A 13464-nucleotide genomic window follows, 5' to 3' on the forward strand; every position below is an offset into this window, starting at 1 on the left:
CCGGTATGTCCCAAACTCAATCCAATCTCCAAAGGGACATCAAAATGGGTTCTAGCCTCCTCACCAACTCGTCTGCAATGACCGCGCTGCAGACCCTTCGCAACGTCAGCTCGCAGCTCGCGACGACGCAGAACCGGATCTCGACCGGTATGCGCGTGTCCACGGCCTCGGACAACGCGGCCTATTGGTCGATCGCGACGTCGATGCGCTCCGACAACGCCGCGCTTTCCGCGGTCTCCGACTCGCTCGGTCTGTCGGCCGCGACCGTCGACACCGAATATACCGCTCTGACCTCGGTCATCGGCGACAAGGACTCCGGCCTGACCAAGCTCCAGGCGCTGCTGGTCGAAGCCAAGACCGCCGGTATCGACCGCACCAAGATCCAGGCTGACATCACCCAGATCCAGCAGGATATGAAGCTCAAGGCCAACTCGGCGACCTTCAACGGCATCAACTGGCTGAGCACGACCGCCACCACGCCGACGACCTTCAACCTGGTGTCGTCGTACTCGCGTGTCGGCGGTACGCCCACCATCGGCTCCATCACCGTGACCACCGCAAACTACTCGCTCTACACCTCGGCGCAGGGCGGCATTCTGGACACGGCCGGTTCGACCTCCCCGTCGATCGACACGATGAGCATCTCCGCGCTGACCGACTCGGCAGCTGACCAGACCACGCTCGACGGCTACATCGCGCAGGTCACCGCCGGCATCAACTCGGTGGCCTCGGCCGCCGCCAATCTCGGTGCCGTCAAGAACCGCCTCGCGACCAACACGGAGTTCGTCAAGACCCTGATGGACTCCGTGGACCGCGGTGTCGGCCAGCTCGTCGATGCCGACATGAACGCGGAATCGACCCGCCTTCAGGCGCTCCAGACCCAGCAGCAGCTCGGCGTTCAGGCGCTCTCGATCGCCAACCAGAACAGCCAGAGCATCCTGTCGCTGTTCCGCTAAGCCGCGGCTTCGAAAACGACCGTGCTCCCCAGGGAGCACGGTCTCCGCCATGAACGGCGGATCTCGGCACACGACGTGCCAACATCGATTTCCTGACGTCGCATCCCAGGCAACATGCCGTCGCCGATCGCACCGCGATGCAACCGGCCGTCCGCCTGTTGCCGACGCGCGCGATTGCGTCACTCGCTCTCTGGTAAAATTGCAACGCCTCGCCTGCGAACCGACACATTCGTGGTCTCGCGCAACCTTCAGACAAGGTTGGCAGCAGAGTGTCCTCTACGTTCGCATTGGTACGAGGTCACATGCTGCTCAGTCGTGCGCAGGTACAGCAACTGCTCAACAATCTGCTGGAGCTTGGGCCGCGACGCCTGATGGCTTTGGGATTGATCGGTTTCGCCGTTCTCGTCACCGTCGTGGGCGGCGCCTATTATCTGAGCCGGCCTGAATTCGAAACGCTCTATACCGGCCTTTCCCGCGAAGACGTGACGCGCATGGGTGCAGCGCTGCGCGAGCAAAACATCACCTTCGACGTCAACACCGCCGGCGACGCGGTCTCGGTGCGTCCGAGCCAGACCATGCAAGCGCGGATGCTGCTCGCCGAGAAGGGGCTGCCGACCAGCGCCAATTCCGGCTACGAGCTGTTCGACAAGATCGGGTCGCTCGGTTTGACCTCGTTCATGCAGGAGGTCACCAAGCTCCGTGCGCTGGAAGGCGAAATCGCGCGCACGGTGCAGTTGATGAAGGGCGTGAAGGCGGCGCGGGTGCATATCGTGATGCCGGTGCGAGGGTCGTTCCGCGCGACGCAGCAGCCGCCTTCGGCATCGGTCGTGCTGCGCACCGACGGCGCCATCGAGGCGCGCACGGCGCAGTCGATCCGTCATCTCGTCGCGGCGGCCATTCCGGGCATGAGCCGCGACAAGGTCACGGTGCTGGACGCCGACGGTTCGATGCTGCTTGCCGAAGAGGACGAGGCCACTGCCGCTCCGACCAAGATGGCGAGCCTGCAGAAGACGGTCGGCGGAATGGTGCAGGAGAACATTCGCAAGGCGCTGACGCCGTATCTGGGCCTCGACAATTTCGAAGTGAGCGTTGCATCGCAGCTCTCCACCGACAAGCGGCAGATCAACGAAACCGTCTACGATCCGGAGAGTCGCGCGGAACGTTCGGTCCGGAACGTCCGCGAGAACGAGAAGTCACAGAACGCGGACCGTTCGCAGCCGACCACTGTGCAGCAGAATCTTCCCGACCAGCAGGTGAACGCCGGCGGCACCAAGAATTCCAGCGAGGACAAGACCCGCCGCGAGGACGTCACCAATTTCGAGGTCTCGTCCAAGACCACGACGACGGTGAGCGACGGCTATTCGGTGAAGAAGCTGTTCATTGCCGTGCTGGTGAACCGCGGGCGGCTCATTGCCGACCTGGGCGACAAGAGCAACCAGGCCATCGTCGACAGCAAGCTCGCCGAGATCAGTCAACTCGCAGCCACGGCCGGCGGCCTCGACAAGGCGCGCGGCGACCAGATCCAGGTGACGGCCGTCGATTTCATCGAAGGCTCGCGCGAACTGGCGCCGGTGCCGCCGATCAGCTTCGTCGAGATGATCAACAAGCAGCTCGGCAGCGTCATCAACGCGGTCACGATCCTGGCCGTCGCTTCGATGCTGGTGTGGTTCGGACTTCGTCCTGCAGTCAACGGCATTTTGACCCATCGCGCGGCGCAGGAGCAGACCGAGGCGGCGGAAGCCGCCCAGCTCCAGGCAGCCGCCGGCGCCCTCACGCTGGCGGACAGCGAAGAGGCCGAGCTCAACCTGGTCGAAGACCTCGAAGGCAAGATGCAACGAACGCCGCAGAAGCGGTTGGAGCAGATCGTCCGTCTCGATCAGATGCAGGCGGCAGCGATCCTTAAAGACTGGATGCGACGCGAGGAGGCGGCATGAACGCGGCAATCGGAAAGCTCCTGACGCAGTTCGATGCGAACGGGCGGGTCAAATCGCCTCCGCCTCCACCGCCGCCCAAAATCCAGGATGTGCTGACGAGGCCGAAGGAAGCCCGGCGCGAGCCTCAGCCGCAACCCGAGACCCATTCGCAGCCGCAGCTTCAGTCGCCGCCTCCGGCGCCGAAGGCGGAAGCCCCCGCGGTCAGTCTCCTGGACGATGCCTTTCGGCGCGGCCATGCGGCCGGCGTATCGGAGGGCGAGTCCAGGATCGCCGAGGAAAGAGTTCGCAGCGCGATCCGGCTCGGCGAAGAGCGGGCCAAGTGGTCCGACCAGCAGGCGGTGGCGGTTGTCAGCGGCTTCGAGACGGCTTGCCGCGAAATCGAGACCAACATCGCGAGCTCCGTTGCGCGGATATTGCTGCCGTTCCTCGCCGATGCTGTCCGCGACAAGGCGATCGGGTCGCTGGTCGAGCAGATTGCGGCGCTGACCGGCAATTCGCCAGTGCCGGTGTTCAAGGTCACCGGACCAAGCGAACTGCTCGACCTGGTGAAGACGCAGCTCGGGACGGCCAGGCGAACGGGTTTCGAGTATGAGGCCGCCGATACTTTTGAGGTTCGCGTCGTGGCCGACCAGACCGTAATCGAGACGCAGATCACGACCTGGAGCGAGCGCCTGAAAGAGGCGCGCCGGTAGTCCGTCATGAATGAGGTCAAGCCAGAACTCGTCATCATCCGCCGGCGGAGTGCCTTCGACGACGAGAAGCCGCACGGCGGCGTCTGGAAGATCGCCTATGCGGACTTCATGACCGCGATGATGGCATTCTTCCTGGTGATGTGGCTGATCAATGCGCTCAACCAGGATCAGAAGCAGGTGGTCGCGAGCTATTTCAATCCGATCAAGCTCGCGGAGAACGCACCTGCCCCGAAGGGCCTCAAGGATCTCTCCAAGAAAGAGCCGTCGTCGTTCGACGGCCAGGACGGCAGGCGCCAGCCGGGAGGACCGAGCGAGGAACGTCGCGGTGACTCTCCGACGGCCGAGAAGCCGCCCTTCTACGAGGAGAGGGTCCTGTTCCGCGATCCCTATACGACGCTCGCCGAGATCGCCAGCAGTGCGAACCAGGCCTCGGGCCAGCGGCGCGCCGGCGCTCTGACGTCCGCCGAAGAGGATGGCCTAAAGGGAGGCGACGCCTACCGCGATCCGTTTGATCCCGGCTATTGGAAGCTTGCGCCGCAGGCAGGCAAGGATGCCGATCGCATCATTGAGGGCGAGCCCAAGCCGAATGCGTCCGCGCGCGACACTGCCTCCGGCTCAGGCCAGGGCGAGCCGCGGGCGCGCCGAGCCAGGCAGGACGATGCTGGCGGAAACGTGGCTCCGAACGTCGATGCGTCGTCCGCAAGCCTGTCGCCTGTGCTGCCGCCGGGGCCCGCGCCATCGCAGGCCTCACGCGAAGGGAGCGCGCAGCCTGGCGCCCAGGCTGGTAATCAAGCCAATGCCGCCGCGCAGCCGCATCCCAACGACACGACCGAGGAATCCGAGCCGCGCGACGCGGTTCAGGCCCAGCAACTAGCGGTCAAGCAGCTTCAGTCGGCGATCGCGGACGCGCTGTCGGACGTCAAGGCTGGCGCCGGACCGGTGGCCGAGGTGCGTCAGGTTGAGGAGGGCCTGCTGATCAGCCTGACCGACGATGCGAACTTCGGCATGTTCGCGGTCGGCTCGGCTGAGCCGCGGCCCGAACTCATCCGTGTGATCGACAAGATCGGCCCGCTGCTGACGAAGCGTCCCGGCGTGATCATCGTCCGCGGCCACACCGACAATCGGCCGTACCGTTCGGAGGCCTATGACAACTGGCGGCTGTCGACGGCCCGTGCGCAGATGGCCTATTACATGCTGGTCCGCTCCGGCGTCGATACGCAGCGCATCGAGCATGTCGAGGGTTATGCCGATCGGCGGCCGAAGCTTCAGAACGATGCGGCGGCCGCGCAGAATCGCCGGATCGAGATCATGGTCCGGGAGAAGCGCCCTTGATCAGGTCTCCTCTCCGCGCAGCGCTGCTGATGCTGCTGTTGCCGTTCACGGCGGCAGGCGCATTCGCCGAGCCGGCACCGGGGGCATCGGCATCGGGCGAGCCATATGAACTCGTTCGGGCGTTGCAGGCCGTGCAGGACGGCATCGCCAACGGCGATAGCGCGGCGTACGGCAGCCACAGCGCATTGATCCGGCAGATCGGCGAAAAATTTCTCGCCGCCGATCCGGGCCTGTGGAGCAACCCGCAGAACGGCCAGGCCGCCGTGATCTACCTGCTCAGTGGCGGCGCGCCGCAAATCATCCGCAAGCTGCCGCGCGACAAGCTGAACGTCGATGGACGGCTGTTCGATGGCGCGCTTGCCTATGTCGAGGGTCGTCAGGACGAAGCGCGCGAACTGCTCAAGGACGTCAAGCCGCGGACGGTTCCGTCGGGCCTGGGCGGACAGCTCGCGCTGGTCCAGGGTGCACTGTTCGCACGCGCCGAGGCATCGCTCGCAATCGAGCGTCTGGATGATGCGCGCTTGCTCCTGCCGGGCACATTGGTGGAGGAGGCCGCGCTGCGGCGCGAGATCCTGTTGGTCGGGCAAGCCGAGGATTTCGACAAGTTCGAGTTCCTGACGCTGGCCTATATCCGGCACTACCACAACTCGGTCTATGCCGGGGACTTCTGGCAGCGCTTTGCGACCGGCCTGACGCAGTCGGGCCTCGCGCTCGACGAGCGCCGGTTTGCGCGGATCACCACCTTGCTTGAGCAGATCGACCGCGCGAGCCGCCTCAAGCTCTATCTCGTGATCGCGCGTACCGCGATGGTGCGCGGAGGGCTGGCCGTCACCCGGCTTGCCGGCGAGCGTGCCCTGACTCTCAGCGCCGATGCCTCGGCGGAGCGCGAGCGGGCGCATTTGTTCCGCGGCGTGTCGCGGGCGCTCGCCGACGAATATGACGGCGGTCTCGCCGAGTTGAAGGCGCTCGACCGGTCGAAGCTGCCCGAGCGCGACATTCCCTTTCTCAATGCAACGGTGCAGCTCGCACTCGACGTTCGCAAGCCGTTCGCTGGCGGATCCGCCGCCGCAGCCGACAAGCCTCCGGTCACGCCGGCGCGTCTCGACCTCGCGTCGTCGACCGCAACGCTTGTTCGTGCGCGGAAGCAGCTCGGGGAGCTCGAACTTCTCACCAGGGATCGCCGTCCATGACGAAGCTCAGTGGAACCTCCGGACAGGTCTTTTCGGGTCTCGCCGAAAGCCTCAGCATGCGGGGCACATCGCGCTCCGGGAAGAGCGCCGGGGCGAAGGCGCAGGCGGACTCGTCCTTCAACGATCTTCTGCACACCGTCTCGAATCTCGCGAAGCGTGCGCTCAACGACGAGGGCAGCGCCACGGCCGTGAAAGCCGGAACGCTGCGGACGCGCCTGGCGCATCAGAGCGGGAAGGACAACGCGAGCGACGAGACGGTGCACGACCGTGCCGCGGCGGTCGAGGAGCCGGGATCCAGCGAGACGTCCACCGAGAAATCTTCCGACAAAAAGACCGATAAGTCGTCCGGGAAACATGGACCTCTCGATCACATCGAGCAGGCCGACGTCCAGAGCCGATCGAGTATTGCCGGGATCGTCGGACAGGAGATCGTCGCCGGGCCGCCGGTCGTGATGCCGCAGATGCAAGCACCGGCCGGCGACAAGAAGGATGCGTCCGGGCGCGACGAGCGGTCTTCCACGACGAAGCGCGACGTTCAGGCCTTGGGCATGGCGAAGGCGACAGCCGAGCTCCCACCTCCGGTGGCTCCAACCGCCGCCCGCTCGCAGGCCGCGGATTCGCACGCGGCGACCAGCGCCCAGGCGACATCGACGGACGACAGTGAGCCATCGCCGAAGGCAACGGCACCCGGCGTCGAGGCCGTCGCGGCCAATGTCGAGCGTGCTGTCAAGGCGTCGGCGCGGGACGCATTGCCCGAGACGACCAAGGTCACCGTGGTCCAGCAAGAGACCCATCTGCCGCCGGCGCAGTTCAACGCTCCGCAACAGGTTGCCAACGCCGTTGTCGCCGAGTTGAAGGAAGCTCCGGCATCGACGGCGTCCGCAGCTCCAGATCTTGCAGCGTCCCAAGCCAATGCGCCGGATCAGCCGCTCAAGATCCTGACCATCAATCTCGAGCCGCCCGCGCTCGGCAATGTCACCGTGCGCCTTCGCCTGGTCGGCAACGAAGTGTCCGTCCACCTCGCCGCTGCGCGCAAGGACACGAGCCAGATGCTCGACCAGCAGCGCGATTCGATCCGCGACCTGATGCAGTCCGCGGGCTACGTCGCCGACATTGCGCCCGTCCAGCACGGCTCGCTGGATGGTTTCCAGAGCGGCTCCGGCCAGTCGCAGCCGCAGCTTTCGGGCCAGCAACAGCCCTCGTCGCAGTCGCAAGGCACGTTTGACGGTACGAGTAATTCGTCGGGACAAGCGGACGGCGGCGCGAAGCAGGCTCGACAGGAGCGCCAGTCCAACCAGGAGACGCGTCATGACCAGGACGTGGCGCCGCAGATTCGTCGCGGCCCTGTTTATCTGTAACGCCGGCGCCGCGGCCGCGGCGACCGACAATTCGCGCCCGTGCGAGCGCGAGATGGCGCGTGCGTCCCAGCAGCACGGAATTCCGCTCGGCATTCTCTACGCGGTCGGACTGACCGAGACGGGGCGGCGCGGCGCACTTTATCCTTACGCGCTCGGCGCCGAAGGACAGACCGTGTTCGCCAAGGACATGAACGACGCGATCGCCAACTTCGAAGCCATGCGAGCCAAAGGGATCAAGCTGATCGACCTCGGCTGCATGCAGATCAACCATTACTATCACGGCGACAAGTTCGCCTCGGTCCGGGCGATGTTCGATCCCGCAGGGAATGTCGACTACGCCGCACGCTTCCTGAAGGAGCTCAAGCAGCGCGAGGGCAGCTGGACCATGGCAGTCGCCCGCTACAATGCAGGCCCCAACAACCAGCCGGCGCAGAAGCGCTACGTCTGCCACATCGTCGCGCATCTCGTCTCCAGCGGCTTCGGCGCGTGGACCGACAAGGCGCGCTCGTTCTGTCAGCCCAAGACGACCTAAGGAGACGACGCCAAGTTGTGCATCGTTCCCCATCATCAGCCCCGCGCAAGCAACAGTCTCCATTGTAGCTGCAACCTACCAAAGGAGCCCAATTCATGAGCCTGTATGGTGTTATGCGCACCGGCGTTTCCGGGATGAACGCGCAGTCCAACAAGCTGTCAACCGTTTCGGACAACATCGCGAACGTCAACACCACCGGTTACAAGCGGGCTTCGACCGAATTCTCCTCGCTGATCCTGAAGAGCGGCTCGGGTAATTACGATTCCGGCGCGGTCGAGACCACGGTGCGTTACGCCATCTCCGACGCCGGCAATTACCAGTTCACGACCTCGGCCACGGATCTCGCGGTCCAGGGCAACGGCTTCTTCGTCGTGCAGGATCCGAACGGCACCAACTTCCTGACGCGCGCCGGTGCGTTCGTGCCCGACAGCACGGGTAACCTAGTTAACGCGGCCGGCTTCCAGCTGATGGGCTACAACATTGCCAACGGTGCCACTCCCACCGTCGCAGCCAACGGGTTCGGCGGCCTCCAGGTCGTCAACGTCAACCAGATGGCGCTCCAGGCGTCGGCTTCGACCAAGGCGACCGTCGCCGCCAATCTGGATCCGAGCGCTACCTTCTCTGCTGGACCGGCCGGCCCCGCCAACTATACGTCGAAGACGTCGATCGTGACTTACGACAATATCGGAAATGCCGTGACGCTCGACGTCTATGCCAAAAAGACTGCGGCAAATACCTGGGATATGCAGGTCTACAACGGCGCGACCGCGCTTCCATCAAGTGGGCCCAGCACCACGTTCACGTTTGACGTAAGCTCGACCGGAAAAGGCAAGCTCGATCTGGTGGGCCCGCCGCCGAGTGCGACATCGCTTACGGTGGCGATCCCCGGTGGTTCGGCTGCCTTCAACATCGACCTCTCGGCCACGACCCAGGTCGCCTCCAGCTTCGACTTCAAGGCGACCGTGGATGGCAACGCTCCGTCCGCGGTGGACAAGGTGAACATCGACGACAAGGGCGTGGTCACGGCCGTCCTCAAGAATGGCACCACGCTGCCGAGCTTTCAGATCGCGCTCGCGACCGTCCCGAGCCCGGACCATTTGACGCCCGAAGTCGGCAACGTCTACTCACCGAACCTGGAATCCGGAAACGTGCAGGTCGGCCTCGCCGGCCAGGGCGGGCTCGGCACCATCCAGTCGGGTGCTCTGGAAGATTCCAACGTCGATCTCGCGGACGAGTTGACCTCGATGATCGAGGCACAGCGCGGCTTCACCGCGAACTCGAAATCGTTCCAGACCGGCGCCGATCTGCTGGACGTGGTCGTCAACCTGAAGCGCTGATTTCTTCAGCGCTCGTCCCCGGCAAGAGCAGATCATGAACCTTACCGCCGCTCTCGAATCCGCCCGCTCCTCGTTGATGGCGTCGGGCATCCAGTCGTCGGTCATCTCGCGCAACATCGCCGGTGCCAGCTCCGCCGGCTATTCGCGCAAGATTGCCGTGCTGGACAACCTTCCGGGAACCGGCGTCTACGTGGCGGCGATCCAGCGCGCCGCGAGCTCGGGTCTCTACACCAACGTGCTGACCGCAACCTCGACGTCGGCCAAGCAGAGCGCGATCCTTGACGGTCTCCAGAAGATCGCATCTGCCACGGTGGACGATCCGGAACTCGACCAGTCGCCGACGGCGCAGCTCAATGCGCTGAAGAAGGCGCTCCAGCAGTATGCCAACGCCCCGGACAACACCACGCTGGCACAGGCCGCGGTGACGTCCGCCAAGGACATGGCGACCGCGCTCAATCAGGCGACCCAGACCGTGCAGTCGGCCCGGGAGGGCGCGGATGCCGACATGAATACGTCGGTTCAAAACATCAATCGGCTGCTCTCCCAGTTCCAGACCGTGAACACCGCGATCGTGAAGGGGACGATCTCCGGCGATGACATCACCGACTACCTCGACCAACGCGACAGCATCGTCTCGCAGCTGTCGCAGGAGGTCGGGGTCTCGATGTCGCTCCGTCCCAACGGCGACGCGGCGCTCTATACCGACAGCGGCGTCGTGCTGTTCGACAAGCCGGCGCGAACGGTGAGCTTTGCGCCGACGAACGCCTATACGGCCGGCACGACCGGCAATGCGGTCTATATCGACGGCGTTCCGGTGACCGGCGCCAATTCCGCGATGCCGCTCAAGTCCGGCAAGCTTGCTGGCCTGGCGCAGCTACGCGACAATGATACGGTTACTTACCAGAGCCAACTCGACGAAATCGCGCGCGGCCTGGTCGATGCCTTCAAGGAAAGTGACCAGTCGCCCGTTCCGACGCTGCTCGACGTCCCCGGCCTCTTCACCTATCCGGGCGCGCCGGCGATGCCGGCGAGCGCCACCGTCTTGGTGGGCCTCGCTGGTACGATATCCGTTGCTGCATCGGTCGATCCCACCCAAGGCGGCAATCCTAATCTGCTCCGCGACGGTGCGATCAGCGGCAACGTCGCATACCAATACAATACGGCCGGCAACGGCGGTTACTCGGCTCGGCTGCAGCAGCTCATCGGCGCCATGGATGCGTCGCAGCCGTTCGATGCGACCACGCAAGGCAAGCCGAACGGCAGCTTGATCGACTTCGCATCGTCATCGACGAGCTGGATCGAAAACCAGCGCAAGACCGCCGACTCCAATGTCACCTACCAGAAAACGCTGCTCGACCGCAGCACGGCGGCGCTGTCGAACGTCAGCGGCGTCAACATGGACGACGAGATGTCGTTGATGCTCCAGGTCGAACGCACCTATTCGGCCTCGTCGAAGATCATCTCGACCGTCGACGAAATGTTGCAGAGCCTGCTGGCTGCCGTGGGAAATTAAGTCATGATGAGCGCAAACTACATCTCGACCTTGATGCTGTCTTCTTCCTTGAGATCTTCGATCACCAACAATCAGGCCGCGCTGGCCAAGGCTTCGAAGGAAGCCACCACCGGCCGCTTCGCCGATGTCGGCCTCGAACTTGGTGCCACGACGGGAGGCGACGTCACCTTGCGGGCGGATTTGAGCTTCGCCGATCAGCTCGTCGATACCAACGGGTTGGTCTCGGGACGGCTGGACATAACGCAGAGCCGGATCACCCAGCTTGGTTCGACCGCAACGGACTTCCTCAAGGACCTGATCGCGGCGCGCAGCACCGACGGCGGCGGACGGATCATCCTGCCGCCTGCGTCCTCCAACCTCCAGGATCTGATTGGCGCGCTCAACGTCTCCTATAACGGCTCGTCTCTCTTCTCGGGCATCAACACGCAGAACACGCCGATCACGGCCTACACCGCGGGCTCAGCCAGCAAGAACCAGGTCGACGCCGACTTCCTTGCGACCTTCGGCTTCTCGCAATCATCGCCCAGCGTGAACAGCATCACCCCGGCCCAGATGCAGACCTTCCTCGACACCACCTTCGATGCCGAGTTCGCGAGCCCGGCCTGGAACACCAATTGGTCATCGGCCACCGACCAGGTCATGCAAAGCCGTATCTCCACGACCGAGATCGCGGATACCTCCGTCAGCGCCAATCAGACAGGCTTCCGCAAGCTCGCCGAGGCCTACACCATGATGGCAGATCTCGGGAACGCCAACCTGGATCAAGCGACGTTCCAGGTTGTCGTGGACAAGGCCATCGGCCTTGTCGGAAACGCCATCACTGACCTTGCCACCCTCGGCGGCGACATCGGCACGGTCCAGCAGCGGATCACCTCCGCAACCGACAAGCTCAAGACGCAGCAGGACATTCTGAACAATCAGATCGTGGGTATAGAGAAGGTCGATCCGACGGAAGCCTCCGTCAGGGTCAACACCTTGCAGACGCAGATCCAGACGGCACTTGCGCTCACCTCGCAGCTCCAGAAGATCAGCCTCATCAACTATCTCTAAGTCCCGCTCCTTCGTAAGGCTCGTAATCCTTGTCTTATTGTTCGGTCTCCTGCGCAGAGTTGTCCTGATGACGTTTGAAGCCTATGAAGCGGTCGTCGACGAGAGCGGCTATGAGGCGCGGGGCCGCGAGCGGCAGGCGCTCAGCCTTGGCATCGACCGGCTCGAGCGGATCCAGAAGGACCGCTTCAGCCTGGAGGATCTGGTCGAGAGCCTGCTCTATGTGCGGCGGCTGTGGACGATCTTCATCGAGGATCTCGCGCATCCGGAAAACGGGCTTCCGGAAAAGCTGCGCGCCGACATCATCTCGATCGGGCTGTGGGTGGTCAAGGAAGCCGACCGCCTTCGCGAAGAAAAGTCGAATGACGTGATCCAGCTCATCGAAATCAACCGCCTGATCCGAGACGCACTTTAATGAAGATATCCTTGCGTGCGGGCGAACGGGTCTACATCAACGGCGCTGTGCTGCGCGTGGACCGCAAGGTCTCCGTCGAGCTCGTCAATGACGTGATGTTCCTGCTCGAAGGACAGATCATGCAGGCCTCCGACGCCACCACGGCGCTGCGGCAGCTCTATTTCATCGTCCAGCTCATGCTGATGAATCCGACCGATGTCCGGGATGCTTCGGCTCTCTACGGGCAGCATCACGCCGCTCTGCTCGCGGTGTGCGAGAGCCAGGAGATGCTGGTCGGGCTTGGTGCGGTCGACGACCTGGTCGGGGCGACCCGTTACTTCGACGCGCTCAAGCGGATTCGGGCACTGTTTCCAGTGGAGCAGGCCATCCTGGCCGGCGCCACGATTGATTCCCCATTCGAGGCTGCCTGACAGCGGAGAGATACATGAACGTCACCAGCGCGACCGATAGCACCAGCAAGTCGTCCAGTTCGACCAGCTCGACGACGTCGACGTCGAGCACCGGCGTCGACTACAACACGTTTCTTCGGCTCCTCATTGCAGAGATGAAGAACCAGGATCCGACCAATCCGATGGATACCTCGCAATACATGAGCCAGTTTGCGCAGCTCTCGTCGGTCGAGCAGGCGATGCAGACCAACACCAAGCTCGACGCTCTGCTGTCTTCGCAGTCGCTGTCGCAGGCCGACGGGCTGATCGGAAAGACCGTCAGCTTCACGGATGCGACAGGAGCGAGCTTCAGCGGCAAGGTCGCCTCGATCTCCATCAACAGCGACGGCTCGGTCGCGACACTCGAGAACGGCACGAAGGTCGCGATCGGCCCCGGTCTCACGATCAGCCAGTCATGAACGAACGGGACGCTCTCGACATCGTCCAGGCGGCGATCTGGACCATTATCGTCGCCTCCGGACCTGCCGTCGGTGCCGCGATGCTGGTCGGCACCATCATCGCGCTGATCCAGGCCCTGACCCAGATCCAGGAGGTGACGCTGACTTTCGTTCCGAAGATCATCGTCATTCTCGTGGTCGTTGCCGTCTCCGGCTCCTTCATCGGAGCCCATCTCTCCACCTTCACTGAGATGGTCTATTCGCACATCGAGCGCGGCTTCTGACCCGACGGTCCCGGCCACTCTGCCACCCTGCCACCACCCCCGCGTAAG

Annotated in this window: 14 protein-coding genes; all 14 read left to right on the forward strand. The window is 63.9% G+C overall.

The genetic code is table 11. From position 1 onward, the window contains the following. Positions 1–44 precede the first annotated feature (44 nt). The 14 genes from AC0L3B_RS07855 (at position 45) to fliQ (ending at position 13416) form a co-directional block, all read left to right on the forward strand. Positions 45–956, forward strand: coding sequence for a flagellin N-terminal helical domain-containing protein (locus AC0L3B_RS07855; protein ID WP_007613947.1), 912 nt, complete (start codon positions 45–47; stop codon positions 954–956). Between the two features lie 302 nt (positions 957–1258). Further along, positions 1259–2890 carry a flagellar basal-body MS-ring/collar protein FliF gene (gene fliF / locus AC0L3B_RS07860; RefSeq protein ID WP_018453970.1) on the forward strand — a complete coding sequence of 544 codons (1632 nt, stop codon included), beginning with the start codon at positions 1259–1261 and terminating at the stop codon, positions 2888–2890. Continuing rightward, a complete protein-coding gene (locus AC0L3B_RS07865; RefSeq protein WP_473380251.1) occupies positions 2887–3582 on the forward strand; it encodes a hypothetical protein in 696 nt (231 codons plus the stop codon). The genes fliF and AC0L3B_RS07865 overlap by 4 nt, the downstream gene beginning before the upstream one ends. 6 nt (positions 3583–3588) lie before the next feature. Next, positions 3589–4914, forward strand: a complete 1326-nt coding sequence (locus AC0L3B_RS07870; RefSeq protein WP_473380252.1) for a MotB family protein — start codon at positions 3589–3591, stop codon at positions 4912–4914. After that, complete coding sequence (locus tag AC0L3B_RS07875; protein WP_247295078.1) at positions 4911–6104, forward strand: chemotaxis protein; 1194 nt, start codon at positions 4911–4913, stop codon at positions 6102–6104. Before AC0L3B_RS07870 ends, AC0L3B_RS07875 begins: the two co-directional genes overlap by 4 nt. After that, positions 6101–7462, forward strand: a complete 1362-nt coding sequence (gene fliK / locus AC0L3B_RS07880) for a flagellar hook-length control protein FliK (protein ID WP_473380253.1) — start codon at positions 6101–6103, stop codon at positions 7460–7462. The genes AC0L3B_RS07875 and fliK overlap by 4 nt, the downstream gene beginning before the upstream one ends. Further along, entirely contained in the window at positions 7413–7994 is a 582-nt protein-coding gene (locus AC0L3B_RS07885) for a transglycosylase SLT domain-containing protein (RefSeq protein WP_026232641.1), read from the forward strand. Before fliK ends, AC0L3B_RS07885 begins: the two co-directional genes overlap by 50 nt. Before the next feature lie 95 nt (positions 7995–8089). After that, positions 8090–9331 (forward strand): flagellar hook protein FlgE, encoded by a 1242-nt coding sequence (locus AC0L3B_RS07890; protein ID WP_085351956.1) that lies wholly within the window; start codon positions 8090–8092, stop codon positions 9329–9331. Between the two features lie 34 nt (positions 9332–9365). Then, complete coding sequence (gene flgK, locus AC0L3B_RS07895) at positions 9366–10844, forward strand: flagellar hook-associated protein FlgK (protein ID WP_473380254.1); 1479 nt, start codon at positions 9366–9368, stop codon at positions 10842–10844. Positions 10845–10847: 3 nt separating this feature from the next. Further along, complete coding sequence (locus AC0L3B_RS07900; protein ID WP_085351954.1) at positions 10848–11894, forward strand: flagellar hook-associated family protein; 1047 nt, start codon at positions 10848–10850, stop codon at positions 11892–11894. Between the two features lie 67 nt (positions 11895–11961). Next, the gene (flaF, locus tag AC0L3B_RS07905) at positions 11962–12306 is read left to right on the forward strand and encodes a flagellar biosynthesis regulator FlaF (RefSeq protein WP_018453979.1); all 345 of its coding nucleotides are present in this window, start codon (positions 11962–11964) and stop codon (positions 12304–12306) included. Next, entirely contained in the window at positions 12306–12716 is a 411-nt protein-coding gene (gene flbT / locus AC0L3B_RS07910; protein WP_085351953.1) for a flagellar biosynthesis repressor FlbT, read from the forward strand. Before flaF ends, flbT begins: the two co-directional genes overlap by 1 nt. A gap of 14 nt (positions 12717–12730) precedes the next feature. Then, the gene (gene flgD / locus AC0L3B_RS07915) at positions 12731–13153 is read left to right on the forward strand and encodes a flagellar hook assembly protein FlgD (protein WP_018453981.1); all 423 of its coding nucleotides are present in this window, start codon (positions 12731–12733) and stop codon (positions 13151–13153) included. Continuing rightward, positions 13150–13416 (forward strand): flagellar biosynthesis protein FliQ, encoded by a 267-nt coding sequence (gene fliQ / locus AC0L3B_RS07920; protein WP_018453982.1) that lies wholly within the window; start codon positions 13150–13152, stop codon positions 13414–13416. The genes flgD and fliQ overlap by 4 nt, the downstream gene beginning before the upstream one ends. The last annotated feature ends 48 nt before the right edge of the window (positions 13417–13464 follow it).

Source organism: Bradyrhizobium sp. Kon56, assembly GCF_055807635.1.